The 26,744-nt window shown below is 53.5% G+C and carries 29 protein-coding genes and 1 other RNA gene; 22 read left to right on the top strand and 8 right to left on the bottom strand.

The window, feature by feature from the left end; translation table 11 throughout:
* Positions 1–27 precede the first annotated feature (27 nt).
* Entirely contained in the window at positions 28–510 is a 483-nt protein-coding gene (locus NST96_RS17385; RefSeq protein ID WP_003386163.1) for a cytochrome c biogenesis protein CcdC, read from the bottom strand.
* 105 nt (positions 511–615) lie between these two features.
* On the bottom strand, positions 616–1,818 hold the full coding sequence (locus tag NST96_RS17380; protein ID WP_003386162.1) for an MFS transporter: 1,203 nt from the start codon (positions 1,816–1,818) through the stop codon (positions 616–618).
* A 157-nt stretch (positions 1,819–1,975) separates the two neighbouring features.
* On the opposite strand from NST96_RS17380, the gene NST96_RS17375 reads away from it, so the two are divergent.
* Positions 1,976–2,659 carry a type II CAAX endopeptidase family protein gene (locus NST96_RS17375; protein ID WP_024982925.1) on the top strand — a complete coding sequence of 228 codons (684 nt, stop codon included), beginning with the start codon at positions 1,976–1,978 and terminating at the stop codon, positions 2,657–2,659.
* 22 nt (positions 2,660–2,681) lie between these two features.
* Positions 2,682–3,242: an RNA 2'-phosphotransferase gene (locus NST96_RS17370; protein WP_003386160.1), complete on the top strand. Its 561-nt coding sequence runs from the start codon at positions 2,682–2,684 to the stop codon at positions 3,240–3,242.
* Here NST96_RS17370 and NST96_RS17365 read toward each other — a convergent pair.
* Positions 3,206–3,751 (bottom strand): DUF309 domain-containing protein, encoded by a 546-nt coding sequence (locus NST96_RS17365; protein WP_003386159.1) that lies wholly within the window; start codon positions 3,749–3,751, stop codon positions 3,206–3,208. The genes NST96_RS17370 and NST96_RS17365 overlap by 37 nt on opposite strands.
* Positions 3,752–3,839: 88 nt before the next feature.
* On the opposite strand from NST96_RS17365, the gene NST96_RS17360 reads away from it, so the two are divergent.
* Positions 3,840–4,079 (top strand): hypothetical protein, encoded by a 240-nt coding sequence (locus NST96_RS17360; protein WP_342404262.1) that lies wholly within the window; start codon positions 3,840–3,842, stop codon positions 4,077–4,079.
* A 52-nt stretch (positions 4,080–4,131) separates the two neighbouring features.
* On the opposite strand, the gene NST96_RS17355 is transcribed toward NST96_RS17360, so the two are convergent.
* Entirely contained in the window at positions 4,132–4,302 is a 171-nt protein-coding gene (locus tag NST96_RS17355) for a YjzC family protein (RefSeq protein ID WP_003386157.1), read from the bottom strand.
* Positions 4,303–4,445: 143 nt separating this feature from the next.
* Between NST96_RS17355 and NST96_RS17350 the strand changes: the two genes are divergently transcribed.
* From NST96_RS17350 to ssrS, 5 genes are all read left to right on the top strand, one after another.
* Positions 4,446–5,390, top strand: coding sequence for a GntR family transcriptional regulator (locus tag NST96_RS17350; protein ID WP_024982922.1), 945 nt, complete (start codon positions 4,446–4,448; stop codon positions 5,388–5,390).
* Between the two features lie 23 nt (positions 5,391–5,413).
* Positions 5,414–6,349 (top strand): EamA family transporter, encoded by a 936-nt coding sequence (locus NST96_RS17345; RefSeq protein WP_342404261.1) that lies wholly within the window; start codon positions 5,414–5,416, stop codon positions 6,347–6,349.
* 546 nt (positions 6,350–6,895) lie between these two features.
* The gene (locus NST96_RS17340; protein ID WP_003386152.1) at positions 6,896–8,068 is read left to right on the top strand and encodes a CaiB/BaiF CoA-transferase family protein; all 1,173 of its coding nucleotides are present in this window, start codon (positions 6,896–6,898) and stop codon (positions 8,066–8,068) included.
* Between the two features lie 27 nt (positions 8,069–8,095).
* Positions 8,096–8,866 (top strand): enoyl-CoA hydratase-related protein, encoded by a 771-nt coding sequence (locus NST96_RS17335; RefSeq protein WP_024982920.1) that lies wholly within the window; start codon positions 8,096–8,098, stop codon positions 8,864–8,866.
* A 92-nt stretch (positions 8,867–8,958) separates the two neighbouring features.
* Positions 8,959–9,152, top strand: a non-coding RNA gene (ssrS, locus tag NST96_RS17330) — 6S RNA.
* Positions 9,153–9,261: 109 nt separating this feature from the next.
* Here ssrS and NST96_RS17325 read toward each other — a convergent pair.
* From NST96_RS17325 to NST96_RS17315, 3 genes are read right to left on the bottom strand one after another with little or no spacing between them, the layout of a single operon-like run.
* On the bottom strand, positions 9,262–9,735 hold the full coding sequence (locus tag NST96_RS17325) for a hypothetical protein (protein WP_003386150.1): 474 nt from the start codon (positions 9,733–9,735) through the stop codon (positions 9,262–9,264).
* Positions 9,736–9,766: 31 nt separating this feature from the next.
* A complete protein-coding gene (locus NST96_RS17320; RefSeq protein ID WP_003386149.1) occupies positions 9,767–10,111 on the bottom strand; it encodes a DUF2512 family protein in 345 nt (114 codons plus the stop codon).
* Between the two features lie 35 nt (positions 10,112–10,146).
* A complete protein-coding gene (locus NST96_RS17315; protein WP_031932955.1) occupies positions 10,147–11,886 on the bottom strand; it encodes an NFACT RNA binding domain-containing protein in 1,740 nt (579 codons plus the stop codon).
* Between the two features lie 214 nt (positions 11,887–12,100).
* On the opposite strand from NST96_RS17315, the gene NST96_RS17310 reads away from it, so the two are divergent.
* The 14 genes from NST96_RS17310 (at position 12,101) to rpe (ending at position 26,223) form a co-directional block, all read left to right on the top strand.
* Positions 12,101–12,988, top strand: a complete 888-nt coding sequence (locus tag NST96_RS17310) for a YicC/YloC family endoribonuclease (protein WP_003386148.1) — start codon at positions 12,101–12,103, stop codon at positions 12,986–12,988.
* Between the two features lie 25 nt (positions 12,989–13,013).
* Positions 13,014–13,274 (top strand): DUF370 domain-containing protein, encoded by a 261-nt coding sequence (locus NST96_RS17305; protein WP_003386147.1) that lies wholly within the window; start codon positions 13,014–13,016, stop codon positions 13,272–13,274.
* Between the two features lie 20 nt (positions 13,275–13,294).
* The gene (gene gmk, locus NST96_RS17300) at positions 13,295–13,909 is read left to right on the top strand and encodes a guanylate kinase (RefSeq protein ID WP_003386146.1); all 615 of its coding nucleotides are present in this window, start codon (positions 13,295–13,297) and stop codon (positions 13,907–13,909) included.
* Between the two features lie 3 nt (positions 13,910–13,912).
* The gene (gene rpoZ / locus NST96_RS17295) at positions 13,913–14,119 is read left to right on the top strand and encodes a DNA-directed RNA polymerase subunit omega (RefSeq protein WP_003386145.1); all 207 of its coding nucleotides are present in this window, start codon (positions 13,913–13,915) and stop codon (positions 14,117–14,119) included.
* Positions 14,120–14,213: 94 nt separating this feature from the next.
* The gene (coaBC, locus tag NST96_RS17290) at positions 14,214–15,449 is read left to right on the top strand and encodes a bifunctional phosphopantothenoylcysteine decarboxylase/phosphopantothenate--cysteine ligase CoaBC (protein ID WP_003386144.1); all 1,236 of its coding nucleotides are present in this window, start codon (positions 14,214–14,216) and stop codon (positions 15,447–15,449) included.
* A complete protein-coding gene (gene priA, locus NST96_RS17285; RefSeq protein ID WP_031932953.1) occupies positions 15,446–17,878 on the top strand; it encodes a primosomal protein N' in 2,433 nt (810 codons plus the stop codon). The genes coaBC and priA overlap by 4 nt, the downstream gene beginning before the upstream one ends.
* Before the next feature lie 16 nt (positions 17,879–17,894).
* Positions 17,895–18,371, top strand: coding sequence for a peptide deformylase (def, locus tag NST96_RS17280; protein ID WP_003386140.1), 477 nt, complete (start codon positions 17,895–17,897; stop codon positions 18,369–18,371).
* Positions 18,372–18,401: 30 nt separating this feature from the next.
* A complete protein-coding gene (gene fmt / locus NST96_RS17275) occupies positions 18,402–19,328 on the top strand; it encodes a methionyl-tRNA formyltransferase (protein ID WP_172921162.1) in 927 nt (308 codons plus the stop codon).
* A 3-nt stretch (positions 19,329–19,331) separates the two neighbouring features.
* Positions 19,332–20,678 (top strand): 16S rRNA (cytosine(967)-C(5))-methyltransferase RsmB, encoded by a 1,347-nt coding sequence (rsmB, locus tag NST96_RS17270; protein WP_024982917.1) that lies wholly within the window; start codon positions 19,332–19,334, stop codon positions 20,676–20,678.
* A gap of 200 nt (positions 20,679–20,878) precedes the next feature.
* Positions 20,879–21,949 carry a 23S rRNA (adenine(2503)-C(2))-methyltransferase RlmN gene (gene rlmN, locus NST96_RS17265; protein WP_024982916.1) on the top strand — a complete coding sequence of 357 codons (1,071 nt, stop codon included), beginning with the start codon at positions 20,879–20,881 and terminating at the stop codon, positions 21,947–21,949.
* Between the two features lie 4 nt (positions 21,950–21,953).
* On the top strand, positions 21,954–22,715 hold the full coding sequence (locus NST96_RS17260; RefSeq protein WP_024982915.1) for a Stp1/IreP family PP2C-type Ser/Thr phosphatase: 762 nt from the start codon (positions 21,954–21,956) through the stop codon (positions 22,713–22,715).
* A 5-nt stretch (positions 22,716–22,720) separates the two neighbouring features.
* The gene (gene pknB, locus NST96_RS17255) at positions 22,721–24,673 is read left to right on the top strand and encodes a Stk1 family PASTA domain-containing Ser/Thr kinase (protein WP_327986030.1); all 1,953 of its coding nucleotides are present in this window, start codon (positions 22,721–22,723) and stop codon (positions 24,671–24,673) included.
* An 18-nt stretch (positions 24,674–24,691) separates the two neighbouring features.
* Positions 24,692–25,582, top strand: coding sequence for a ribosome small subunit-dependent GTPase A (rsgA, locus tag NST96_RS17250; protein ID WP_340701407.1), 891 nt, complete (start codon positions 24,692–24,694; stop codon positions 25,580–25,582).
* The gene (gene rpe / locus NST96_RS17245; protein WP_251237717.1) at positions 25,576–26,223 is read left to right on the top strand and encodes a ribulose-phosphate 3-epimerase; all 648 of its coding nucleotides are present in this window, start codon (positions 25,576–25,578) and stop codon (positions 26,221–26,223) included. The genes rsgA and rpe overlap by 7 nt, the downstream gene beginning before the upstream one ends.
* A 66-nt stretch (positions 26,224–26,289) precedes the next feature.
* Here rpe and NST96_RS17240 read toward each other — a convergent pair whose 3' ends face one another.
* Positions 26,290–26,715, bottom strand: a complete 426-nt coding sequence (locus NST96_RS17240) for an RDD family protein (RefSeq protein WP_003386131.1) — start codon at positions 26,713–26,715, stop codon at positions 26,290–26,292.
* Positions 26,716–26,744: the final 29 nt, after the last annotated feature.

Raw genomic sequence — 26,744 nt, 5'->3', positions numbered from 1 at the left:
CTTGTTTTTTTGGAAGCACGTGTTTTGTTACGATTCCCGGACAGGATTTTTGGTAAATTGGCGATACATGTAGAGCATCGCCAGTCGCCACGGAACGATCATGCCATACGCCAAGACGAAGAACAGGCCGGCTGTCTGCATGACTGAAAACGAGTCGTTGACCCACAGCTTGATCACGGTCCGGATAACGAGCAACGCCAAAAGAATCATAAAAAACGCTTTGGATCGTTTCAAATATACGTCCTGCCCGACAATTTCAAAACGGGACGTCATAATCAACGGAATGGAAAGAATCATCCCTGCACCAAATGCAATCACGTGGTAGATCAGCGGTGTTGCCGTTTCCGGAAAATGAAACATGGCAAAACCGGTTGACATGAACAATGGCGGCAGGATTATCCGGCGTGCGGAGACCGGCTTTTTCTGTCCGCGGAGTCGCAGAAAGATAACCGCGGTAGCCATGAGTAACGGGATAAGCATCCCGAGAGCGGTCGTTGACAGGATGTGCATGGAAATGCTCCTCCTTACTCCATGATGGTACTAGTTTACACCATTTTTTAAAAAAGAGGAAAGCGCTCTTTTCCATTTCTGCAAGCAATCGCAGTCAGACGGGTGTCAGGCGACTGCAGGCTCATCCGTCTCGCGGACGTCGAGTTTGTGCTTCTTGCTATACACCATCGTCAGCGCGGCCATCAGCAGCGTAACGGAGCCGATCCCGAGCATGTAACCGGAGACGCCGAACAGATCGAGGCAAATCCCGGTCGTTCCCAAAGCGACGAGAAAGAACCCGCGGTCAAGCATCCCTTTGAAGGAGAAGAACCGGCCTTGCTGGTGCTCTGGCAGCCGGCGCTGAAAAATCGTCGTGGTCACGGGGAAAAAGAAAGCGACGGTAAAGCCAAAGACGCCAAATGAAGCCAAGACCATGAACCGGCTGTCTGCAAACGACATGCCGTACTGCGAAAGGGCAAAAAAGAACAGCAAAACAGTGGATGCGGCGATCAGGTTGCGTCCGCCAATCCAACGCTTGGCAAGGAGTCCGCCCGCCAAAATGCTCATGCCCTCTACCGTATAAATCCAGCCCATCAGCTCGGGACTTTGCTGGATTTCGCTGAAATTGAGCACGAGCAGGTTAAAGCCGCCGAGAAACAGCGTAATCAGGCCTGTGTTGAGCAAGGCAACCATCAGCGCAGGGTCTTTCTTCGTCACGGTCAGCACCTCGCGGAATTCCACCTTTTCCTGTCGCTTGCGGGAATCGACTGCGGGGATACGCAAAAATCTGGTGACAAAGGCCAGAGCCAGATAAGCCGCGAGCGAAAACAGGTAGAGCTGGGATAAATCCATGTTCGCGACGAGTATGCCGCCTACGGCTGTTCCGCCAATCCGTGACAATGTCGAGAGGTTGAGGTAGACGCTGTTTGCCTTCAACAAGTCAGCCGGACTGAGGATGGCTGGCAGGGAAGACTGCACGGTCGGAAAATAAAAAGCGGCAGAGACCTGCATGATGACCAGGGAGACGACCATCCATGAAAGGGAGCCGTAGTAGATCGCAGGGAGCATGCATATCGGACTGAGACAACGCACGAGGCTCGCATAAAGCATGATCTTTCCTTTGTCGTAACGGTCGATCATGACGCCGGCTTTTGGTGACAAGAGAATGCTGACGATCAGTCCGCTCATCAGAATCAATCCCTTGACCGTGTCGGAAGGGATCATGTGCTGCATGAACTGGAGGTTGGCGATAATGGAAATCCACATACCGGCACCAGCGATCACTTCTCCGGTCATTAGGAGGAGAAAGGTACGATTGCGCCACAACATCTAAGCCACTCCTTCTGCCTATTCAAAATTTTTTTATTAATTGGATTCACACAGTATAGCATTTGCCCAAAATTTTGTATATTGATTCCCGGCTGTCGTATGCGCGACGGAAAATGGGGAACCCTATATTTGTCAAAAGGGAAAAGGGTGTTCCTCTGTGAAACGAAAGCGAGCTTTGCTCTTATTGGTGGCTTACGGTTTTTCAGCTACCTTGGCGATATTTTACGGATTGGTGGAAAAACGCAGCCTGTTTGCCACCTTTCTCTTGTTTCACTTGCTCGTTTGTCTGTTGGTGCCGCTGTTTCACGGCATGTGGGAAGAAAAGCTGTCCGCACAGTGGAAGCGGGCATGGGTGCCCTTTGATCAAAAAGGAATGCTATACGGTCTGGGCCTAGGAGCGATGCTCATGACGGGAGTGATGGCGGGGACCTGGCTCTTGATCAGCGGGGGAATAGTGAACGCCAGTCACGTCAAATACACGCTAAATGATTGGGGAGTGACACCTGACTGGCTTCTCCCGTTTTCCCTGTATTTGGTCGTTGTCAATTCCTTGTTGGAGGAGCTGCTCTGGCGCGGCTTTGTTCTGGAGCGTATGCTGGATGCGCTGGCCCGGCCTGTCGCTGTGCTGATAAGCGGTTTTTTTTACTGCTTGTATCATCTCGTCGTCGGAGTCATTTTGTTTGGATTGTTATGGGGAGTGCTGATCACGGGACTTGTGTTTGGAACGGGCCTTTTGTGGGGCTGGCTGAAAGGATTGTTCCCGACCGTTTACGCGACCTGGCTGAGCCACCTCATGGCCGATTTGGGGATCATTCTCGCACTGCACATCTGGGTTTACTGAATTGACCATAGGAGGGTGCCGAATGCTCAAGGATTATGAAGAACAACGGCTGCGGAAAAGGCTGCTCTCGGCTCTCAGACAAAACGGAGAACAGCCTTTGCTTTATTTTGATACATATGGATATACGCCTGTGAATGCCTTGCTGGCCTACATCCGCACGTTAAAAGGCTGCAGCGGTGTCACCCTGAACGACATCCGGCAAGTGGTCGATCACGATCCGGAGCACCGGATCGACTGGGATGGCGGAGCGTTGATCCGCGCTACGTACGGGTTTTTGCCAGGTCCGAAAAAATGGGGCGAGGAGATGGAGCCGCCGCCGCAGCTGTTTTATGGTACGCATCGAAAGCTGATCCCGCAAATAGCCGAGGGAGGACTCCTGCCAATTGCAAACGAACATGTGCAGTTGGCTGCAAGCCCGGCCGATATCGGTGAGGAGCAAGGTACACTGGTCTTGCTTGCAGTCAGTGCCCACGATGCATGGCAGCAAAAGATACGCTTTTATCAAGGCTCGGAACGTTATTTTTTTGCCGAGGCCATTCCTGCTGCTTACTTATCCGCATCGGTGCTGCCTGAGCGCCGCTGACTGCGCTCATCGAGCCGGCGAAGCCTTTCGGCGATTACATCCGACCGGTCCCGCTGTGTATGTTTATGTAACAAAAATGTATTGAACAGATCGCTTTCGCTGTCAAAATGAAGGCCTCGTTCTTCGCAACGCTTCCGGCAATCGGCCAGCAAGGCCGGGTCGGCAATAGGCAATCGGATGCTGTGATAGGGACTGTTTTGCTTCATCTCAGCAAGGAGCTGGCTGAGCGTTTGGATGGTTGCATCCGGGTCCAGGCCAAGCGACTGGACGTCGGTCCTCTCTCTATTGAGGATCTTGATCGCGCTGTCCATCATTTTGATGGCTCCGGCAAAATTCCCTCTGCGCTGGTGGTAGAGCGACACGGCTACTTGAATCAAGCCGACCCAAACCGCCCTTCTTTCTCCGGGAGGGCTTTCTTTCCAATATTCCTCCAGAATTTCGTGGCATTCAAAATAATCCCGTTCGGCATGGAACTGTATCAGGTATTCCAGATAGGGTTGGGGGTACATAACGATGACCTCACTCTTTTGTTTTCCGTTTTCACTATGTACTATTATAGAGGAGGATACATACAGAAAACGAGGTGCAGGAAAGAAAATGACCAAAGAAGAAATTCTTGCCATTCTGGAAGAGAAGCAATTGACAGATGTGATTGAACTGATACAAGATGCGGAAACGGGTGATCTGGAGGAGCTGGAGCTGGTTGAGAGTCTGGGGCTTCTCTGGGACGAGACGCTGAACCGGGAAGTGCTCCAGCTGCTTGAGAGCATGGGGGTTTCGATTATTTACGTGACCGATGATGACGAAGAAGGCGGGGAAGACGAAGGCGCTGATTGATACATGAAGAAGAACCAACCTTCCGGTGGGGGTTGGTTCTTCTCTTTATTCTTTACTTTTGAGTCCAAACCCGATTCTTGTTCCGGGTGGGAGGAAATTTGTCGCCTTTCCCCAGTTCGATGATCATCGGGTCCTGGACACTCGCTCCAGTCTCCCCGATTTCCATGTATACGGCGTTTTTCGGAGACTTGTCTCCCTCGTGAAAACGGCTGCGCTCGCCCATCTATATTCCCCTCTTTCCATGCGATGTAATCGTCACGCTTAGTATTTCATACGGCAGCGTGGTTCATCCTGATTGTTCATGTTGACGATACATTCAGAATTGATTTACGATTGAAATTAAATGATATACGGGGAGGTTGCCACGTGCTTCGCCTGTCTTTGCAAAAGGATTCCAATGTTTCGTATCACGAACAATTGTACCAGCAGATCGCAGCGGCCATACGCAGCGGTGAATTGCCGCCTCATGCACAGCTCCCCACGGTTAGAGAACTGGCGGCACAGCTCAAGGTAAACTACAACACGATTCGCAGCGTGTACTTGCGGCTTCAACAGGAGGGCCTGGTCGACTCCAGGCAAGGAAGAGGAACGATTGTCAGCAATGTTGTCAATGATCCCCTGCTGACCCGCAACCCCGCCCATCTAGCTTTGCTGGCCAAAGAGACGATTCACAAAGTAAAGGCTATGGGGTATTCGATGGAGGAATTCACGCGGGTGCTTTCCGTAGTGATGCATGAGATCAATCAGTTTCCCGTCCTCTTCATCCGTTTTACAGAGCTGGAGCTGGCCGAATATTTGCGTTTGGTCCAATATCACTTGCCCAGTGCGATGGTGGAAGGGCGAACACTGGATGACTTTTGGGATTGGCTGGAGAAAGAAGGAGGACTATTGTGCCAGTATAAAGCGATTGTCACGCATCCTTCGGTCAGCGCCAGAGTGAAGCAGGCGTTGCCGCGCGAATCACCGCCGATTGTCAGTCTCGATTTCATTCCGGACCCGACTACCGTGATTCCTGCCATGGAGGCGTACCCGCGGCAAACCAAGGTAGGTCTCATTTGCGCAACCCTCCGTGGAGCCGAAGGAATGATCGCCGATCTGCATAATGCCGGTATTACCCACTTGGATTTGCGAACGATAGAAGCCAATTCCCCGGACGTATTCGAGCTGATAGCCCATTGCGACGTCGTTTACATCTCCAAACCGGGCTACATGACCCGGCCGCATCTCCTGACGCTGCCCAAGGTGAAGGAATTTCAGGAAATTCCTGACCACCACGGGATCAATGAGCTAAGGAAAATCGTCACCCAGTAAAAGCCAACGGAGATGAAAATTTCATGAAACAAGCGAGCTGGATGCTGCTGGGAGCCGTTTTTTTATGGGGCCTGACGGTCGTCCCGGTAAAATGGGCCATGGAAACATTGCACCCTTTTTCCCTGATGTGCATGAGACTTCTTACAGCCGGACTCATTCTTTTTTTCTTTGCCAAACGAAACGCCAAAGCAAGGCGTCATGCTGGCGCCCAGCAAGAAGGATTTATCATTCCCTGGAAGCGAATGGCCATGCTTTCATTTACCGGTGTCGCTGGATACTTTCTCTGCAATTTTTCCGGGATGTCTCTTACCAGCGGGGTGCACGCCAGCATGATCGCTGCGATGCTGCCGCTCTTTACACTCTCGCTCGCGGCTCTTTATTTAAAAGAGCGCGTTACAATCTCCCAGTGGCTCGGCCTGCTGATCGGAATGGCAGGCGTACTCATGATCACACTGCAATCTCAAAGCAAAGCCAGCTTCTCGGTTTTGGGGGATTTGCTCGTTTTGGCTGGCGAATTTGTTTTCGCGATCTATGTGATTCAACAAAAACGGCCCGCAGGGGAAGAGAAGATGCCGAGCGAATGGTTTACCTGCCTGACGCTTTTGATCGGAGGAATCATGGTGATTCCGTTCGCCCTGGCGGAGGTCTGGATGTACGGGCCCCCTGTTTTTAACGGAAAGACCTTTGCCTGCTTTCTCTTCCTGACGCTCGGCTGCACGGTTTGTGCCTATAGTTTGTGGAATCAGGCATTGAAGACAGTGTCCGCAGCCCGGGCAGGCATCTACCTGAATGCAACACCATTGATCAATGTGGCGACGGCTATTCTGTTTCTTCACGAACCTTTGACCGCAATGACTGTGCTGGGAGGTTTTCTCGTTCTCATCGGTGTGGCCTGGGCGGAGCGAAATAAACAAAGGAATTCCCCGGCGGAACCGTTTCTCGAGTCAAAAAGCCTCTAGCGCAGCGCGTAGGGCGGATGCTCATTTTCCCATTGAATAGATACATGTACCGTGCCGAAGCACTCCCCTCGACATATTTTGTAACTGTACCAAGTGAAGAGGGGGTGAAGCGAGTGAGCTGCGGATGCAAAAAGTCTTACGGCCATTGCTATCACAAACAATGCTGCAAAAAGAAATACTACAAGAAAAAATGCTATTACAAACCTGTTTATAAGTACGACTGCCATAGCTATAAAAAAGGGTATGGTGGCGGCTACGGTCACGACTCCTCTTCCTCCAGCGGTGGTTACGACAGCCGCTATTAACAGAAATAACATGCTTCCCATTTAAGCGGGAGCATGTGCTGACCGCCAGCGGTCATACCTCCAAATGTGAAAGAATGCGATCCGTCTTTCACCAAAAGCGCCGACAGAAGCTGTGTGTACACAGGTCTTCTGTCGGGCGCTTTTTTTGTTGTCAGACTGTTTTATTTTTTGGAAAAAAGAGGATTGAAGGCATTCAAAACGAAATGAACATGGAAAGGGTTGGAAAGGAGCGGTCAAAGCCATGTTGACAGGGATTACGGTAGTCGATTTTTCGCGCCATCTTCCCGGACCGTTTTGCACCATGAGACTGGCTGACCTGGGAGCAGAAGTGATCAAGGTGGAGACGCATCCGTCCGGAGACCCTGGACGGGCAATGGGACCGAGAATCGGGGAGGCAAGAGCAATATTTCTTTCTACCAACCGAAATAAACAAAGCGTGGCACTCAATCTTCGTACGGGGAAAGGCAAAGAGCTGGCGTATGAGTTGGCCAGGCAGGCCGATGTAGTTGTCGAAAGCTTTCGGCCCGGAGTAATGAAGCTCTTGGGCCTTGACTACGAAAGACTTTCCAAAAGCCATCCCTCCATCATTTACTGCTCCCTTACCGGGTATGGACAGAGCGGCCCGATGCATCAGCTAGGCGGGCATGATCTCAACTTCCAGGCCGCAAGCGGACTCCTTGCTGCGATCCGCGGCGAGGACGGAAAACCGGTGGCTGCAGAGGTCCCGATTGCCGATTATGCGGGCGGCATGTACGCATCCGAGCAAATCTGCGCGGCATTGATCAGGCGGTACCAAACAGGCCAGGGAGCGTATCTGGACATTTCGTTGGTTGACGCATTGTCCTCCTGGATGGGCATGCACGTCCTTTGCGCCCAACATGCACGGGAAGAAGAGATGGCCCGGTTTTTTAAAGGTCGCCTTGCCTACCAGATCTTTGAAACAGCGGAAGGAAAGTACGTCGTTCTCGCGGCCCTCGAGGAAAAGTTCTGGCTCAATTTCTGCAGGGCAGTCGGCCGCGAGGATTGGGAAGACCTGTACGGGGCGGGGCTCGACGAACACCCGCATGTGTACGAAGAAATGAAAAAGCTTTTTCTATCAAGGACACAGCCCGAGTGGGGGGAACTGGGAAGCGAGGTGGACTGCTGCCTGACTCCCGTAGAGGAGATGGATACTTGGCTGGATAGCGCTTTTATAAAAAACAGACAACTGACGTTTACGCTTGAAGCAGGAGAATACGGGGAGAGACTGCAGGTTCGCACCCGAGCCAGTCTTTCTGACAGGGACGAGCCGGTCCGGGACCTATCGCCTCCGCCAGGTTATGGAGCGAATACCCGCCAGGTACTGACGCAGAAGCTGGGGCTGTCGCTTGAAGAGTTGGCCCAATTGGGAAGGGACGGAGTCATTTTCGTTTGAATACTAGCATAAACGGAGGTTTTGTGAATGAATGACCAACAGACACTTCCTCTCTATACCGAGCTTCATGAGGGGGTTCTGACTATTGTGCTGAATCGTCCGCGCGTATTGAACGCGATGACGATCGAGATGTTTTCTCTCCTGAAAGATGCGATTTCCTTTGCGGCTACCAAGGAAGAAGTAAGAGTGGTGATCTTTCGGGGAGCAGGCGGAAATTTTTGTTCCGGCGCCGATTTAAGCGTGCTCAGCATGCTGAGTGAATCGGATCAAGCCCATCAGGCGCTGACCATCATCAACGACTTTCTGCTGCAATTGCATCACATGCCCAAACCTGTGATTGCTGTTGTGGAAGGCGCGGCGGTAGGAGCAGGACTAAACCTTGCTCTCCATGCGGATTTTGTCCTGGCTGCAAAGGAGGCCGTGCTTCAGGAACCGTTTGTCCATATCGGATTGACTACCGACTTTGGCGGCACGTATTTGTTGCCAAGGCTGGTCGGTATGGCCCAGGCAAAACGACTGGCCTTGCTGGGAGAAAAAATCAGCGGAAGCGAAGCCGAGAAGATAGGGTTGATCTACAAGGCAGTCGATGCAGCGGCTCTTGAACAAGAAGCAAACCAGCTTGCGAAAGTCCTGCTGCGGATGCCGAAGCTGGCGTGGGAGACCACCAAAATGGGATTGACAGCATGTCTGGAGCTCAACATGGAGGAGGCTCTAGCCTGGGAAAAACAGCAGCAGCCCAAACTGATCGCCCATCCAGAGTTTCAGACGGTCATCCGCCAGCGGCTGAAAAAAGAGTAAAGCGCCAAGAGAGTTTTTCATCAAAGAACGGGCCTTTCAGGGGAAATTATCCATTGAGAACAGGGCTAACCTATGGTAAAGTAAATAACAACAAGATCCTGCGATGTTCGTTAGGCTGTATATGTTTCTAACCTTATACGTATTTTCTGGGAGACAGAACTTCACGCGGATGTCAGGCCCACCTCCCTGTATGGGACGCATGGGAAGGCAAAAACGTGGACGGGTCGCCCACCTGTGTGAGCACAGGTTACAGAAACATTAGGTCGGACGGCAGAGCGGGGGATTTTTTTGTCCAAGCCTGGAAAGCAATTTCCATTCCTATGTGGCAAAAATTGTACATAAAAAACCTGAGGCCTCGTCGCTTCAGGTTTTTTTGTTATTCGTGATGTGGGACGCTATTGGTTTTTGGAGGAATTGGAGCCTCCTGAAAAGCTGCTGCCGCCGCCTCCGTTATTCCCGCCGGCCATGTTATGGCCTGCGCCTTGATTTTGCTGATCGCCATTGTTCACGATGGTCAGCGTCTGCTCCAGGTCCTTGCTGTCCTTTGCATCCTGGATGATTTGGTACATTTGCAGGAAGTTTGCTTTCTGGCCCTCGGGAATGCCTTTGATCCGAACAGTCAGCTCTTGGGGACCATTCTGCTGCTGATTGCCGCTGTTTCCCCCTTGGTCTTGACCGCCGCTGCTGTCGCCGGTTTGGTCCTCCAAAAAGCTGAGGAACATGGAGTCGTCCTGATCTCCGCCACCCTGCTGCTGTGATTGCTGTCCTTGTCCCTGCCCCTGTCCGCCTTGCTGCTGTCCACCTTGCTCAGGCTCGAACAGGACGCTAAATTCATTCAAGTCCGTCTGGATGATCCCGATGACGTTCATCCCGATCCTCCTTAGCTGTCAAAGTCGTGTATCAACCCGGGTGTCTGGAATGGTGGACACCGCGGTGCTGCAAGTAATTATGGTAGAAATACTCCACGATGGAGATGGCAAAAGCGGTTAAAAATATTCCCGAAAGACGGTAGGGCACTGCAAATAGGGCACAGCTCAGCCAGAGAAGGGCAAAGGCGAGCCCAAAATCGGCCGTACTGGCGAATGTGTTGTTTGTACGCGGAAGGATAAACAGATCCCCGGCCACATAAGAGATAAGACTGATGACTACGCTGGTGACGAGCGCAAATGAGAGTGACGTTCCCGACCACATTAGCCCCGGAACGGCAATAATCCCGTTTGAGAGGAGCTTTATCAAGATGCTCAAGAACGAACACCTCCTTTCATGCTCTTAGTATGATCCTAGGTAGTCTTGCTATTCGTATCGCGGAAATTCGATTTCAACCGGCGCACGCTGTTCTCGTCAGGTGTGACATAAAGAGTGCGCTGCTGCTCGTAGATGACGAATCCGGGCTTGGCTCCGCTAGGTTTTTTCACATGCTTCACCAGTGTGTAATCGACCGGAACCTGACTGCCGTTTTGGGCTTTGCTGTAATAGGCAGCGAGCAGTGCCGCTTCTTTCAGTGTTTGTTCCGAGAAATCTCGCCCGCGGATCACGACGTGGGACCCGGGGATATCCTTGGTATGAAGCCATGTATCACCCGAGGACGCCAGCTTGTTGGTCAAGTATTCATTTTGCTTGTTGTTTTTGCCTACCAGGATTTCCACACCCTCTGAGGACGTATACGTATCCAGCTCGGGGCGGTGGTCTTTTTTCTTTTTGGCCTGACGCTTTTGCCTGTTGCGGATGTAGCCCTGCTCGGCCAGCTCTTCTCTGATCTCTTCCGTATCCTGTACAGTCGCATGCTCCAACTGAACGAGCAGGCCGTCGAGATAAACAATTTCTTCTTCAGCCTGCGCGATCTGTTCCGCTACAATGCCAAGACTGTTTTTGGCCTTGTTGTATCGTTTATAGTACGCCTGCAAGTTTTCCGAAGGTGTTTTTAGGGGATCGAGCGGGATGCGGACGACACCGCCATCCTCGTCGTACCAATTGACTGTTTCCAGCACGGTATCTCCGCGTTTCAGCAGATGCATATTGGCCGTGATCAATTCGCCGTAAAGGCGGTATTGCTCCGCTTCCTGGGCATCCACCAGGGTTTGCTCCAGCTTCTCGATTTTTTTGACGTTTTTGTTCCGTTCATTGGTTACGAAGCGGATCAGATCGTGAACCTTTTGCTTGACCGTATCCCGCTGTGCCTTTCCTTCAAAATAACCCTGCAGGCATTGGCTGACGGTGGGAAAGGAAGTGATGGCAGCATCTTGAAGATGTGTCAGGGAAACGACGTGAAAGTATGTTTTGTCTTTGGCCACGGCCAAATGAGGGACGTAGTCGTGTCGGGCAATGTCTTGCATCACTTGCGAAAACGCTTGCCACAATGCTTCGCGGGTCGGCAGGCCGGAGCGGTGAACGATTTCTTTTGCGAGCAGGGGACTCATCCCCGTAAATGTATCGACCAATTGCTTGTCGAAACGGCCGCCGTTCCAGTTAAACAGCGAGATAAACTCCTGCTGGGATACAAGCAGGGGATTTTTTTTGTCCTGACCGGGCGGAGCGACATACGTTTTGCCTGGAAGCACCTGCCGATACTGACTGATGGCGAGAGTCACATGCAGCGCACTGTCCAGGATTACACCGGTCGCCGGGTCGAGCAGGATGATGTTGCTGTGTTTTCCCATGATCTCCATCACGATCCGCCTGCGCGTCGTATCGCCCAGCTCGTCGCGGGCACGGATATCCATATGGACGATCCGCTCCATACCGACCTGCTCAATCGATTCAATCAATCCGCCTTCGCAATGCTTTCGAAGGAGCATGCAAAACATCGGGGCTTCCATCGGATTGGTAAAATCCTCGGTAGTCAGATGGAGGCGGGGATAGGTCGGGTTGGCAGAGAGCAGCAGCTTGCCCGTTTCCCCCTGCATTCGCAATTGCATGACAATATCGCTGTAATGGGGCTGGTGGATTTTGGCAATCCGCGCGCCCTCCCATCGCTTTAGTTCTTGTACAACGGCACGAGTCACAACACCGTCAAAAGCCATTTTCTTCACCTCTAGCTCTTAAAAAATACAAAATACGCTGTGAACGGTTCATGACCTCTTCTCATAAATAAGGATGATTGTCGCCTAGCGTCAGACACAGTGTAACATATTACCCCCTTTGACGGTATTGGAAGCATGGGCGGCTTTGGTTGACACTGCAAAGAGTTGTCTCCTATAATGAATTAACGATTTTACGACAGTGGAAGTGATATCCATGGTCCGAAGCATGACTGGTTATGGCCGAAAGGAAACCATGTACGGGGCTTTCAGGTTGTCCGTGGAGATGCGGGCTGTCAATCATCGTTATGCGGAAATCATCGTTCGACTGCCGAAAGCCTACGGTGTACTGGAAGATCCGGTTCGCAAGCTGGTGGCCGAATACGTCCGCCGCGGGCGAGTAGAAGTGATGATTTCGATCGATGAGGCGGCATCCAGCGAGGCAGAGTTTCAAGTAAACTGGGACGCCGCAGAAAAGTACGTCAGGGCGTTGCGTGAAATGAACGATCGGTTTTCTCTCAGCGAACCGTTGGCAGCGAAAGACTTGCTGCAGCTGCCGATGGTGATTTCCGAGAAGGAGACAGTAGCGGTAGAGCCCCAGTCGTTCTGTGAGCCGCTTCTGGAAGTGACGAGAGAAGCCGCGAAAGACCTTCTTTCGATGAAGAAAAAAGAAGGACAAAAGCTGGCGGAAGATATCAGCAGTCGGCTTGCCGACATTGTCTCCTGGACCAGAGAAATCGCCCAGAGCGCTCCTGTCGTAGTGGAGGAGTACCGAGCCCGGTTGCAGCAGCGTATCAGTGAATGGATGCAAGGCGCACCGTTTGAGCTTGACATGCAGCGGCTGGCGCAGGAGGTTGCCTTTTTCGCAGATCGAAGCGATATCAGCGAAGAGATTACCCGTCTGGAAAGTCACTGCACACAGTTTTCAGAGCTGCTGAAACAGCCGGAAGCAGTTGGACGGAAGCTCGACTTTTTGCTGCAGGAGATGAATCGGGAAGCCAATACCATAGCTTCCAAGGCCAACAACCTTTCCATTCAACGGTTGGCCATCGAGATCAAGACAGAATTGGAAAAGATGAGAGAGCAGGTTCAAAACATCGAGTAGCGATGAAGGGGTGGACGGTGCCGTCATGGCCATTAAGCTTATTAATATCGGATTTGGCAATATCGTCAACGCCAACCGTATTATTTCCATTGTCAGTCCTGAGTCCGCGCCGATCAAGCGGATCATCCAGGAAGCGCGAGACCGCAACATGCTGGTGGATGCTACATACGGCAGAAGAACAAGGGCAGTGATCATCACCGACAGTGACCATGTCATCCTGTCCGCGGTTCAGCCGGAAACGGTCGCGCAGCGGCTGACGAACAAAGACGATGAATCGGACGAATAAAGCAGGAGTTGAATGCATTCATGAGCGATAGGGGTCTCCTTCTGGTTCTCTCTGGACCGTCAGGCGTAGGGAAAGGAACGGTTTGCAAAGCCCTTCGGGAGCGCATGCCGGACCTGGTCTACTCTGTTTCTGCCACGACGCGTTCGCCGCGTGCGGGTGAAGTAGAGGGAGTGAACTACTTTTTTACGAGCAAGGAAGAATTTCGCCGGATGATCGAGCAGGACCAGCTGCTCGAATGGGCAGAGTACGTAGGAAACTACTATGGAACGCCGCGCAGGTTCGTGGAAGAGACCTTGGACAGCGGGCGTGACGTGATCCTGGAAATTGAAGTGCAGGGAGCTTTGCAGGTTAAGCAAAAGTTCCCGCAGGGGACGTTTTTGTTCCTGGCTCCGCCGGATTTGGCCGAACTGGAAAATCGGATCGTGGGCAGAGGCACGGAGTCAGAGGAAACCATCCGTCACCGCATGGAAATGGCTCGCACGGAGATCGAACTGATGGATCAGTACGATTACGTAGTAGTAAATGATCAGATTGAATGTGCCTGCGAACGTATTCAATCGATCATTACAGCCGAACATTTAAAGAAAGAACGTCAAATCCACAAGTTTCGCAAATGGTTGAAGGAGGCTGAATGAATCATGTTGTACCCCTCGATTGACAAGCTGACCGCAAAGGCTGAAAGCAAATATACGCTGGTGACGATCGCTTCCAAGCGCGCCCGCCAAATCCGCGAGAACAGCGCTGTGCAGGTGGATAAGCCAAAGTCCAAGAAGTTTGTTGGCCAAGCGCTGGAAGAGCTGATCGAAGACAAGCTGATCCACGATACGATTGATTCTCGGAAATAAGCGGACCTCTGCCCGCGTACCTCGTTACGAAACAACCTCGCGCAGGTTGTTTTTTTTCGGACTGGAGATACCCACCTAGAGAGGAGAGATATGGATGCTTCCTTTGACAGGCAAACAAATCGTATTGGGTGTTTCAGGGGGAATAGCCGCTTACAAAGCTGCGGCGCTAACCAGCAAGCTGACCCAGGCTGGGGCTTTGGTGCGTGTCATCATGACCCAGAACGCCGCAAAATTTGTACAGCCGCTCACCTTTCAAGCGCTGTCCCATGGGCCGGTGTATACAGATATATTTGAGGAGCCGGAACCAAGCGTGATCAGTCATATCGATCTGGCGGACAAGGCGGATTTGGTGCTGATCGCCCCGGCTACAGCCAATGTGATCGGAAAAATGGCCAACGGGATCGCCGACGACATGCTGACAACCACTGTGCTCGCCACGAAAGCGCCGGTCATGCTGGCACCTGCGATGAATGTAAATATGTATCATCATCCGGCAGTTGCACAAAACCTGCAAAAACTGACCGATTTCGGCTATCGCTTCATCGAACCGGGCGAAGGGCTGCTTGCCTGTGGTTGGGTCGGGAAGGGCAGGCTGGCCGAGCCGGAGGAGATCGTAGAAGCGGTTATTCGCTTTTTTGCTGAGCAAACACGGGAAAAGCAGGATTTGAAAGGGAAAAGGGTGCTCGTAACCGCCGGCCCGACGCGAGAAAAGATCGATCCGGTCCGCTACATCACCAATCATGCTTCGGGCAAAATGGGCTATGCGATCGCCGAAGCCGCTCAGGCACGGGGAGCAGATGTCGTTTTGGTCAGCGGTCCGACACATTTGCCTCCGCCCGCCAGAGTAAAGCTCGTACCGGTAGAATCGGTGCAGGAAATGTACGATGCGGTCATGGCTGAACTGCCGATCAGCGACATTGTCATCAAATCAGCCGCAGTCTCCGACTATCGGCCAAAAGTGGTGCACGAGCATAAAATGAAAAAAGGAGAGGGGCCACTCGTCCTGGAGCTGGACAAGGCACCCGATATCCTCAAAGAGGTAGGGCAGAGAAAGGAAAAGCAGTTTGTCGTCGGTTTTGCCGCAGAGACGCAGGATGTGCTGCAGCATGCAAAGGGGAAACTGGACAGAAAAAATTTGGATATGATTGTAGCAAACGATGTCTCGCTGGAAGGCGCCGGAATGGGCAGCGACACCAATATCGTCACCCTGTTGACAAGGGAGGGAGAGCAGGTGGCGCTGGACAAATTGAGCAAGCGGGAAGTAGCGGATAAATTGCTTGATGCGATCTTGCTCAAGCTGGACCATCAGCCTCTGCCCGAAAAGCTATGATCGCCCGTGTCATTGTAGATGTTCCCGTAAACCGGACGAACCGGCCGTTCGATTACCGCGTTCCTGAGTGGCTCGTGCCGCTGATGAAAACGGGCAGCAGAGTCATCGTTCCATTTGGCCCCCGCAAGCTGCAGGGATATGTCATCGGCTTGGAGGAAGCGGCCGAACAGGGAGCAGCTGACAAGCTGCGGGACGTCGAACAGGTTCTCGATGATCAGCCGCCGCTCTCAGACGAGCTGATCAGACTGGGGGAATGGATGTCGAAGCAGTACCTTTGTCCATGGGTAACTGCTTTGCAGGCGATGATTCCGGCGGTATTGAAGGGGAAGTCGGAGAAATGGCTGCTCGCCTCAGACCAGTTGGAGGAAGAGATGTGCGGCCGCTCTCCGCTGCTGTGGGAGCTGTTCAGACGAAAGCAGCTGCCGCTTGCCGAGGTGGAAAAGCACTTTCCCGAAGAAGCCATGCTCGTGCCGGGGTGGATTTCGAGCGGACTTCTCTCCACAGGCTATCAAGTAACCGATCGGGTGACCCGCAAACAGCAATCGTTTGTCCGCAGTTTGCTGACTCGCGAGGAGCTTGCGGCAGCGGCCGAGAGCCTGCCGGCCCGGGCGGAGCAGATGCGGCGGGTTCTTCAGCTGTTGATCGAGCAGGAAGGCCAGTCCTTCTCCGTAAAAATGCTGCAGGAAGAGCTCGGGATTACCCGCTCTCCATTGAAAAGCCTGGAGAGCCGAGGCTGGATCGCGATCGAACAACTGGAGGTATACAGAGACCCGTATGCGCACAGGCGTTTTGCGGCAGCCCAAAAGCCCGTCTTTACCGACCAACAGGAGCATGTCCTGCAAGCCGTGCAGCTGTCGATCAAAAAAAACGAGTACGGCGCCTTTCTTTTGCATGGAGTGACCGGAAGCGGCAAAACAGAAGTGTATCTCGAAGCGATCGAAGAGACGTTGGCCAGAGGGCGGGAAGCGATTTTTCTGGTGCCGGAAATCTCGCTGACTCCGCAAATGGTGGAGAAATTCAAGGCCCGATTCGGCAATGAGGTAGCGGTCCTGCACAGCGCCCTGTCCCAGGGAGAGCGGTATGACGAGTGGCGCAAGATCATCCGCAAAGAGGTAAGCGTCGTCGTGGGGGCCCGCTCCGCTGTTTTTGCCCCGTTCCAAAACGTCGGGCTGATCGTCATCGACGAAGAGCATGAAAGCTCGTACAAGCAGGAGGAGACACCGCGCTATCATGCGAGGGAGGTCGCTATCTGGCGGGCCAAGGAAAACAACGCCGTTCTTCTCATGGGCAGCGCGACACCTGCCCTGGAGACCTATGCGCTGGCCGAACGGGGCCGCTATACGCTGCTTTCGATGCCTGACCGCGTCGGAAACCGCCCGCTTCCCCGCGTTCACGTCGTCGATATGAGAGAAGAGCTGCGTTCCGAAAACCGCTCGATGTTCAGCCGTCAGCTGCATGAGATGATCGGAGAGCGGCTTGCGCGTCAGGAGCAGATGGTGCTGTTTTTGAACCGCAGGGGTTTTTCCACATTCGTCATGTGCCGCTCCTGCGGCTATACGCTTCGTTGTGTCCACTGCGATATTTCGCTTACCTACCATCGGACCAATCACACGGCTCGCTGCCACTACTGCGGGTATACGATCAAGCAGCCGAGCCACTGCCCGGAGTGCCAGAGCGAGCATATCCGCTTTTTTGGAACGGGAACGCAAAAGGTCGAGGAGGAGCTGGCTCGCCTGTTTCCCGGGATCCGGGTGATCCGCATGGACGTGGATACCACCTCGCGAAAAGGGGCGCATGAAGAGCTGCTCCGCAAGTTTCGCACCGGTCAGGGAGATGTGCTGCTCGGTACGCAAATGATTGCCAAAGGGCTTGATTTTCCCCGCGTCACACTGGTCGGCGTCATTGCCGCTGATACGTCGCTCTTTTTACCCGATTTTCGCGCCGCCGAGAAGACCTTTCAGCTGCTTACCCAGGTAGGCGGACGCGCCGGACGCCACGAATTGGAAGGGGATGTGGTGATTCAGACCTATACCCCGGAGCATTACAGCATCATGCACGCGACAAGGCATGACTACCCTTCTTTTTATCGGGAAGAGATGCTGCAGCGCAGGCGCACTGGCTATCCGCCGTATTTCCGGCTCGTGCTGATCACGTTTTCCCATGAGGAAGTACCGGTCGTCATCAAAGCAGCACATCTGGTCGCCGATTATCTACGTCCCCGGTTGGCGGAGACGACGATTTTGCTGGGCCCTGTCGCTTCGCCCATTGCACGCGTGAAAGATAGATTTCGGTTCCAAATCATGTTAAAATATCGTGATGAATCGCGGCTGCCGGACCTTTTGGCCCAGGCGACATCCGCATTTGAAGAATGGAACAAACAGCAGAAGGTACTGATGACGATTGACGTCGATCCGTACGTACTGCTTTAGGGAGGATAAACAACAAATGGCTATTCGCACAATTGTCAAACACCCAGATCCAATCCTGCGGGAAAAAGCAATCCAGGTAAGAAATTTTAACGCCAACCTGCACAAGCTGCTCGATGATATGGCGGAAACGATGTACGATGCTGACGGAGTAGGCCTGGCGGCGCCGCAGGTAGGCATTTCCAAACGCGTCATCGTCATGGACTGCGGCGACGGTCTGATCGAAGTCGTCAATCCGGAAATTATTGACCACAAAGGAGAGCAGTTTGACTATCCGGAAGGCTGCCTCAGCATCCCGGGACTGCGCGGGGATGTCCGCCGCCACAAATGGATCAAGCTGCGCGGACAAGACCGCAACGGCAATGTCTTTGAAATGGAAGCGGACGACCTTCTGTCCCGTTGTGCCCAGCACGAGATTGACCATCTGAACGGCGTTCTGTTTATTGACGTGGCAGACCGGGTTTATACGGTAAATCCGGACGAGGAAGGGGAATAAATCGAATTGAAAGACGTGCGCATACTCTTTATGGGAACGCCCGACTTTGCCGTTCCCTGCCTGGAGGCACTGATCGCAGACGGGTATACGGTTGTTGCGGCCGTCACCCAGCCTGATCGGCCTGTCGGACGCAAACAAGTGATGACGCCGCCTCCGGTGAAGGAGGCGGCTTTGCGGCATGGCATTCCCGTGCTGCAGCCGGAGAAGATCAAAGCGCCGGAAGCGCTGGAGGAAGTGCTTTCGCTTCGCCCTGATCTGATCGTCACGGCTGCATACGGGCAAATCCTGCCCAAGCAATTGCTCGAAGCACCGGGATTTGGCTGCATAAATGTCCATGCGTCGCTGCTCCCGAAATACCGGGGCGGCGCTCCCATCCACAAGGCGATCATCGCCGGGGAAAAGGAATCGGGCGTAACGATCATGTACATGGTGGAAGCGTTGGACGCAGGCGACATGCTCTCCAAAGTCACCGTCCCCATCGAAGAGCGGGATACAGCAGGCACACTGTTTGACAAGCTGTCGGCAGAAGGCGCCAAGCTGCTGGTGAAAACACTTCCGGGACTTCTGGCCGGAGAAATCGTGCCTGAGCCGCAGGATCACGAGCAAGCGACGTTTGCTCCGACGATCAAGCGGTCCGAGGAGAAGGTCGACTGGACCAAAACAGCGGAGGAAGTGTACAACCAGGTCAGAGGATTAAACCCATGGCCAGTTGCTTTTACAACGTATCAAGGAAAAAACTGGAAAATATGGTGGGTAGAAAAGCATTCTGCGACCAGCCAAGGCGCCGAGCCGGGCACGATCATCGCCCTCGAGCAGGACGGCTTGGTAATCGCTTGCGGCAGCGGGGCGGTCAAGCTCACCGAATTGCAGCCGGAAGGGAAAAAACGGATGAGCGCTCTCGACTTTTTGCGGGGAGCGGGCGGCAGCTTGGAAATCGGCACAAAGGTAGGAGAATGACAAGTGGCAAAAAAAGGTGCGCGTGACATTGCCCTCGATGTCTTGAACCGGGTGGAAGAACATCAGTCTTACAGCAATTTGGAGCTTAAACACGTCCTGAACCGAGAGGAGTTGCGCGCTCCCGATGCCGGGCTGGTGACGGAGCTGGTGTATGGCACGATCCAGCGCCGACTGACGCTGGATACGGCGCTGGATCGTTTCATACGGGGCAAGAAGGTGCAGACATGGGTGAAGAATTTGCTTCGCCTCAGTCTATACCAGATTCGCTTTCTCGACCGGATTCCCGATCGGGCGGTCGTCCATGAAGCGGTAGAAATCGCCAAGCGGAGAGGACATCAGGGCATCGCCTCAATGGTAAACGGCGTTTTGCGCAACGCTCTTCGCAGTCCCGATCTGTGGGACAAGCTGGGCAGCGGTGATGACGCTGCACGGCTTTCGATTGAACAATCCCATCCGGAATGGCTTGTGCGCAGATGGGCGGGGCAATACGGAATAGAAGAGACGAGGCGGATTCTCGAAAGCAACAACCGCCCGCCGCGCACTTCCATTCGGGTCAATACACTGAAGTCCACGAGAGATGAGCTGCTGGGCAAGCTGAGGGAGCAGTTTTCAGCAGTCGAGCCTTCCGTCGTCAGTCCAGACGGCCTTGTCATGGAAGGCGGCCATGCAGCCGGGACAGAATGGTTCCGCCAGGGATTGTTCACTGTTCAGGACGAAAGCTCTATGCTTGTGGCCCCTGCGCTCGCTGCCGATCCGGGCATGCGGGTGCTTGACGCCTGTGCGGCGCCGGGAGGGAAAACGACCCATATCGCTGCGCTGATGCAGAACCGCGGAGAAATCATCGCAAGTGATGTGCATCCCCACAAGCGCGATCTGATTGCCCAAAATGCAAAGCGACTGGGGATCACCATTATCGAACCGATTGTTTCAGACGCCTTGCATCTAGGCGAGAAAAACCTGGGTACATTTGATCGAATCCTGCTGGATGCCCCTTGTACAGGCTTTGGCGTGATTCGGAGAAAGCCGGATCTCAAGTGGAACAAGACGCCGGATGACGTCAAAGCAATCGCGGAGCTTCAGTACAAGCTGCTGGAAAGCGTAGCTGCGCTGCTGGCTCCGGGAGGTTTGCTCGTATACAGCACGTGTACGATTGAACCGGAGGAAAATCAGCTAATCGTTCAGCGATTTGTGAAAAATCACCCGGCTTTTGAGCTTGATCGAACGCTTGCAGACGACCTGCCAGCGTCGGTTCGCGATAAAATCGACACTACTGAGGGCTTTGTTCAAGTATTGCCGCACCACTTTGAAAGTGACGGCTTTTTCATCGCCCGATTGAAACGAAAAGCGTAGCAAACAAGGGGGTGGCATGCCGTTTTCCGGATAAGCCGCTCCCTTGCCGTTTGTACTCGGATGGAATGGTTTACACTAGGAGAAGCGATGCATTTTGCGTTGTGCCACCGATTTCTTGTTTGATGCGACAGACAATGCAGGGTACAATGATAAGATGACGATTTGCACCAAGCTAATGACTTGAGGATGTGAAAAGAAGAATGCCACTGACTTCCTATACGAGCGAAAAGCCGCTCATTTACAGTTTGACACCGGACGAGATGAAAGAATGGCTCGTCGAAATCGGAGACAAGGCGTTTCGTGCCCAGCAAATTTTTGACTGGCTGTACGTCAAGCGCGTCCGTTCCTTTGAAGAGATGACCAACCTCTCCAAAGACCTTCGCCAAAAGCTGTCCGAGACTTTCCGGATCGAAGCGATGGAAGAGATCACCCACCAGACCTCTCAGGACGGAACCGTCAAGTTTTTGTTCAAGCTTGTCGACGGGCACGCCATCGAGACCGTAATCATGCGTCACAGCTACGGCAACAGTATCTGCGTGACGACCCAGGTGGGCTGCCGGATCGGCTGCACGTTCTGCGCATCCACGCTGGGCGGATTGAAGCGCAACCTGGACGCCGGCGAGATCGTCGCCCAGGTGCTGATGGCGCAGCGAAAGCTCGATGAGGAGGGCGCACGCGTCAGCCACGTCGTCGTTATGGGGATTGGCGAGCCGTTCGAAAACTTCGAGAACCTGATCGCCTTTCTGCGAATCATTAACGACAATCGCGGCCTGAACATCGGGGCCCGCCATATTACGGTATCCACAAGCGGAATCGTACCGAAAATTTACGAGTTTGCCGATCGCGGCGGACAGGTCAATCTGGCAATCTCGCTGCACGCCCCGAATACGGAGCTGCGGACCAAGCTGATGCCGATCAACCGCGGCTTCCCGTTGGAGAAGCTGCTGGAGGCATGCCGTTACTATATCGCCAAGACCGGACGACGCATCAGCTTTGAGTACGGCCTGTTCGGCGGGACAAACGATCAGCCCGAACACGCCGAGGAGTTGGCCGATCTGATCGGTGACATGCTGTGCCACGTCAATCTGATTCCGGTAAACTATGTGCCGGAGCGGGATTACGTACGGACTCCGCGAAATGAAATCTTCCAGTTCAAAAACATCCTGGAGGACAGGGGCATCAACGTCACGATCCGGCGCGAGCAGGGAAGCGATATTGCTGCTGCCTGCGGACAGTTAAGAGCCCAATATGCGAAAGAAACCGTGGGGTGATTCCATGGAAATGGCAATGAAATCTCATGTCGGCTGCGTGCGCCAGGTCAATGAGGATTTTTATGCGTGCATAGCCGATGTGAGCGGACGTGTGTTAGCAGTCGTAGCAGATGGAATGGGCGGGCATCAGGCTGGCGATGTAGCCAGCCGCCTTGCCGTTGAGCGAATAGTAAAAGAACTGCGTCATCTGGATACAGGACTGGATCGGGAGGACGAACGGGAGAAGCTGATGAACGCTCTTCTGCTCGCCAACGACGAAGTCTATCGATACGCGCAGGAGCACCCGGAATGCAATGGCATGGGCACGACCGTTGTGGCCGCTTTGCTCGGGCCGACAGGGGTCGTAACCGCCCATATCGGGGACAGCCGTCTGTACCATTTTCAAAATGAAGAGCTGGTGCAGAAGACAGAGGATCACACGCTTGTTCACGAGCTGTTGAAAAGCGGTCAGATCACTGCGCAGGAAGCATCTGTTCACCCGCAGCGCAACGTGATTATGCGAGCGCTTGGCACGGAGCCTGATGTCCGCATCGACCTTGGCCAGTTTGAGTGGTCGGAGGGCGATGTCGTTCTGCTGTGCTCAGATGGTTTGACAAATAAGGTGCAGTCCGCATCTTTGATTGATTGGCTGAAAAAGCCGGTGTCCCTGCAGGATCAGGTGGACGGTTTGGTTCATCAGGCCCTGGAGGCAGGCGGCGAGGATAATATCACGTTGGTGGCCGTTCGCAATCAGGCAAAGGTTGACACCGTTCAGAAAGAGGGGTGAGCGAGATGGAAGGTCAGCGACTGGGGGGACGCTACCAGCTTGAAGCCCGCGTCGGTGGAGGCGGGATGGCGATCGTGTACAGGGCCAAAGACTTGGTTTTGAATCGACCGGTAGCTGTGAAAGTGCTCCGTTCGCAATTTGGGACGGACGAAGATTTCGTCACCCGTTTCCGCAGGGAAGCTCAGGCGGTGGCAAGCCTGTCTCATCCCAATGTAGTCGGTGTCTACGATGTGGGACAGGATGGCGATACCCATTACATGGTCATGGAATACGTGGAAGGGTATACGCTGAAAGAATTGATAAATCGCAACGGGGCTATTCCGGTTGAGGATGCCGTGGAGATCGCAGCGGAAATCTGTGATGCATTGGATCATGCGCACGCCAACCAGATTATTCACCGCGACATTAAGCCGCACAACATTTTGATCGGGAAAAACGGCCGTATCAAGGTAACGGACTTCGGCATTGCGAGAGCCGTTACTTCAACGACAATCACCCATACAAATTCGGTGCTCGGTTCCGTTCATTACTTTTCGCCTGAACAAGCGCGTGGCGGTATTACGGCTGAAAAATCGGACATCTACTCGCTCGGTATTGTGCTGTATGAAATGGTGACCGGCAAGCTGCCTTTTTCCGGTGAGTCGCCGATCTCTGTCGCTCTGAAGCACCTGCAGGAGCCTCTGCCGGAGCCGCGTCAGGTTAATCCAGCCATCCCGCAAAGCGTGGAGAACGTCATTTTGAAGGCATTGGTCAAGGACCCGACCTTGCGTTACGGATCGGCTCGCGAAATGCTGGATGATTTGGAAACGTGCCTGTTGCCGGAGCGGCTGAATGAAGAAAAAATCCAGTTCCCTGTTGACGATGAAGCGACCAAAGCCTATCCCGTCATTACGCAGGAAATGCTGGAAGGACAAGGGCGGACAGGAACGCCATCGCGCCAGGAGACCGAAGAGGAGAAAGCCAAACGCCCATGGTGGATGAAAACGGCCCTGTGGACGGGAGCGGTCGGATTGTTCTTCGTTCTCGCCTTTCTGGGCTTTAATCTGGTCATGGAGCTGTTTCCTTCTGTGCCGGAAGTAGACGTGCCGCTCGTCCAGGGGAGCGAACGGACGGTTGCGGAACAGGCGATCCGGGCGGCCAAGCTCGTCCCCCACGTTGTGGAGGAAGCCAGTGATACGGTAGAGAAAGGGATGGTCATCAGCCAGGACCCGTCACCGCCGATGAAGCTGAAGGAAAATGCCGTCGTCACGCTGTATGTCAGCACTGGACAAGAAGCGATCAAAATGCCGAATCTGGTCGGGAAGGTTCGGACAGTCGCAGAAAATGAACTGAAGTCAAAAGGATTCAAAATAACCGACAAGACGTTCACGGAAAAAGAGTCGGATGACGTCCCTGCCGGTGAGGTCATCAATCAATTCCCGCCGGCTGATCAGGAGGTCGTGCCCGGCAAGACGGAAGTCCTCGTGGAAGTGAGCAAAGGAAAGGCACAGGTAACCATGCCCGATGTTCGCGGGTATACGCTGGAGCAAGCGCGGATAGAGCTGTTCAAGCAAGGTCTTTTGATCGATGAAACAGCGATCAAAGCAGAGTCGTCATACCTGTATGGCGAGCCCAACAGAGTGATTCACACCCTGCCGTACGATCCGGGGATGAAGGTTGAGAAGGGCACAGCCATCCCGGTTACAGTCAGCAACGGGCAATACCCGGCAGATGCCAAGATCACCAGCACCCCGGTTTACGTAGAAGTGTATCCGGGTGAGGGAGAAATCCCGGTGAAAATCACTGTCAGTGACGCCCGGGGAGACAATCAGGTTGTCGTAGACGAGAAAATCACGGAAAGCAGGACCTTCGATGTTCCCATTGTCCTGTCTCCGAAGAAAAAGGCAACGATCAAGGTCATCCGCGCCGGTGTGGAATTATCTAACGAAGAAATCAGTTACGACAGTATTATGTACTAAGCAGTTGGGGGGACATGAATGCCAGAAGGACGGATCGTCAAAGCGTTAAGCGGGTTCTACTATGTGGACGACGGCAACCGGGTTTACCAATGCCGGGCGCGAGGGTTGTTCAAGAAAAAAGGAGCCAAAGTAAATCCGCTGGTCGGGGATTGGGTCGTGTACGATCCGACCAGCGAGACGGAAGGATATGTCATGGAAGTGGGCGAACGGACTAGTGAGCTGGTTCGTCCTCCCATCTCCAACGTGGATCAGGCAGTCCTTGTTTTTTCCATGGTCGAGCCTGCTTTCACCTCCTTTTTGCTGGACAAGTTTCTCGTCCATACGGAGAATGCAGGCATCGATTCCGTGATCGTACTTTCCAAGGCAGACAAGGCTTCGGAAAGCGATGTGGAGGCGATCGTTCGCAAGTACGAAGCGATCGGCTACCGCGTCATCCCGACCTCGACCAAGCAGGAGCGCGGGATTGATTCGGTGCGGGAGGTGCTTCGTGATCGTATCTCTGTTTTTGCCGGTCAGTCCGGTGTGGGGAAATCGTCCCTGATCAATGCCTTGTTCCCTGGCACGAGTCTGCAGACAGGCGATATCAGCCAAAAGCTGGGGAGGGGACGCCACACAACCCGCCACGTAGAACTGATTCCGCTGGAAGGCGGCGGTTATGTAGCGGATACGCCGGGATTCAGCTCGCTTGAATTCATCGGAATCGACGAGCTCGATCTGGCTGAGGCCTTCCGTGATTTTGCCGCTCTCAGCAGCGAGTGCAAGTTCCGCGGCTGCCTTCATGTCAGCGAACCCTCCTGTGCCGTCCAAAGCGCTTTGGAGGAAGGCAAAATCGACCCGGAGCGCTACGAGCACTACAAGCAGTTTCGGGAAGAACTGAAAGAATACCAACGGAGGAACAAACCATGGTAAAAATCGCCCCCTCAATCTTGTCCGCAGACTTTGCCCGCCTGGGAGAGGAAATCCGCGATGTTGAACGCGGAGGCGCGGATTGGATTCACGTAGATGTAATGGATGGACACTTTGTTCCCAATATTACGATTGGACCTTTGATCGTCGATGCGATTCGTCCGGTGACGAAGCTGCCTCTGGACGTCCACTTGATGATTGAAGAACCAGACCGCTACATCCCTCAATTCGCCAAGAGCGGAGCAGACTGGATCACTGTCCACCAGGAGGCTTGCCGCCACCTGCACCGAACGATCCATCTGATCAAGGAGCAGGGAGTAAAAGCAGGCGTAGTCCTGAATCCGGCGACACCGATTACGACGATTGAACCGATGCTGGGTGACCTGGACATGGTCCTGCTCATGACGGTCAACCCCGGGTTCGGCGGTCAAAAGTTCATCCACAGCGTCGTGCCGAAAATCAGAGAGCTGCGTCGCATGCTGGACGAGCGCGGTTTGGGGCACGTCGAGATCGAAATTGACGGCGGTGTAAACGCCGAGACAGCCAGGCTGTGCGAAGAAGCGGGGGCGACAGTCCTCGTGGCAGGCAGCGCGGTGTTCAATCAAGCAGACCGGGCAGCGGCAATTGCTGCGATTCGCGGGTAAAAAAGTGCATGAAAAAGACCGGGACATCAGTTCCCGGTCTTTTTGCATACTTGATGATAATGAGTATTATGGCTGGTTCGAAGTCACATACGTACCTGCAATCAAATCGTGAATGGCGCGTTTGTCTTCGCGAACGCCTACCATGATGGCGCTGACGATAGCCGCGATTCCAAAAGTAAGACCGTATACGAGTCCCATGCCGACAATCAGGCGAAGCAGCATCGTGCCGATGCCGACCGGGCTGCCGTCTACTTTCACAATGCGAACCCCGACGATTTTCTTCCCAACCGTATAGCCATACCAAAATACTGGCAGCAGCAGGGAGTAAAGGGTAGAGATCAGATTGGAGACGAGATTGTCCTCCAAGCCTCCTGTGATCAACCAGGTGAGAAGGATCAATGGAACACCAATAATAATTCCATCAAGCAAGTTTGCACCTAGGCGTCGCCAAAAACCGACAGGGTTAATTGGCAATGGTTTTGCTGTTTCCATGTTGTCACACTCCTATATTTTTGTCCTAT

It is taken from the genome of Brevibacillus sp. FSL K6-2834 (assembly GCF_038592925.1).
Lineage (GTDB): Bacteria > Bacillota > Bacilli > Brevibacillales > Brevibacillaceae > Brevibacillus > Brevibacillus borstelensis.
This window is presented reverse-complemented; position numbering and strand designations above follow the sequence as displayed.

Coding starts and splice junctions, on each gene's coding strand:
- NST96_RS17385 (WP_003386163.1), bottom strand. CDS start 510: ATGCACATCCTGTCAACGACCGCTCTCGGGATGCTTATCCCGTTACTC.
- NST96_RS17380 (WP_003386162.1), bottom strand. CDS start 1,818: ATGTTGTGGCGCAATCGTACCTTTCTCCTCCTAATGACCGGAGAAGTG.
- NST96_RS17325 (WP_003386150.1), bottom strand. CDS start 9,735: ATGAACGTCATCGGGATCATCCAGACGGACTTGAATGAATTTAGCGTC.
- NST96_RS17370 (WP_003386160.1), top strand. CDS start 2,682: ATGCTCAAGGATTATGAAGAACAACGGCTGCGGAAAAGGCTGCTCTCG.
- rsgA (WP_340701407.1), top strand. CDS start 24,692: ATGCCAGAAGGACGGATCGTCAAAGCGTTAAGCGGGTTCTACTATGTG.
- fmt (WP_172921162.1), top strand. CDS start 18,402: ATGGGAACGCCCGACTTTGCCGTTCCCTGCCTGGAGGCACTGATCGCA.
- NST96_RS17340 (WP_003386152.1), top strand. CDS start 6,896: ATGTTGACAGGGATTACGGTAGTCGATTTTTCGCGCCATCTTCCCGGA.
- def (WP_003386140.1), top strand. CDS start 17,895: ATGGCTATTCGCACAATTGTCAAACACCCAGATCCAATCCTGCGGGAA.
- pknB (WP_327986030.1), top strand. CDS start 22,721: ATGGAAGGTCAGCGACTGGGGGGACGCTACCAGCTTGAAGCCCGCGTC.
- gmk (WP_003386146.1), top strand. CDS start 13,295: ATGAGCGATAGGGGTCTCCTTCTGGTTCTCTCTGGACCGTCAGGCGTA.
- priA (WP_031932953.1), top strand. CDS start 15,446: ATGATCGCCCGTGTCATTGTAGATGTTCCCGTAAACCGGACGAACCGG.
- rpoZ (WP_003386145.1), top strand. CDS start 13,913: ATGTTGTACCCCTCGATTGACAAGCTGACCGCAAAGGCTGAAAGCAAA.
- NST96_RS17310 (WP_003386148.1), top strand. CDS start 12,101: ATGGTCCGAAGCATGACTGGTTATGGCCGAAAGGAAACCATGTACGGG.
- NST96_RS17365 (WP_003386159.1), bottom strand. CDS start 3,751: ATGTACCCCCAACCCTATCTGGAATACCTGATACAGTTCCATGCCGAA.
- NST96_RS17305 (WP_003386147.1), top strand. CDS start 13,014: ATGGCCATTAAGCTTATTAATATCGGATTTGGCAATATCGTCAACGCC.
- NST96_RS17355 (WP_003386157.1), bottom strand. CDS start 4,302: ATGGGCGAGCGCAGCCGTTTTCACGAGGGAGACAAGTCTCCGAAAAAC.
- NST96_RS17345 (WP_342404261.1), top strand. CDS start 5,414: ATGAAACAAGCGAGCTGGATGCTGCTGGGAGCCGTTTTTTTATGGGGC.
- coaBC (WP_003386144.1), top strand. CDS start 14,214: ATGCTTCCTTTGACAGGCAAACAAATCGTATTGGGTGTTTCAGGGGGA.
- NST96_RS17240 (WP_003386131.1), bottom strand. CDS start 26,715: ATGGAAACAGCAAAACCATTGCCAATTAACCCTGTCGGTTTTTGGCGA.
- NST96_RS17335 (WP_024982920.1), top strand. CDS start 8,096: ATGAATGACCAACAGACACTTCCTCTCTATACCGAGCTTCATGAGGGG.
- rpe (WP_251237717.1), top strand. CDS start 25,576: ATGGTAAAAATCGCCCCCTCAATCTTGTCCGCAGACTTTGCCCGCCTG.
- NST96_RS17360 (WP_342404262.1), top strand. CDS start 3,840: ATGACCAAAGAAGAAATTCTTGCCATTCTGGAAGAGAAGCAATTGACA.
- rlmN (WP_024982916.1), top strand. CDS start 20,879: ATGCCACTGACTTCCTATACGAGCGAAAAGCCGCTCATTTACAGTTTG.
- NST96_RS17315 (WP_031932955.1), bottom strand. CDS start 11,886: ATGGCTTTTGACGGTGTTGTGACTCGTGCCGTTGTACAAGAACTAAAG.
- NST96_RS17260 (WP_024982915.1), top strand. CDS start 21,954: ATGGAAATGGCAATGAAATCTCATGTCGGCTGCGTGCGCCAGGTCAAT.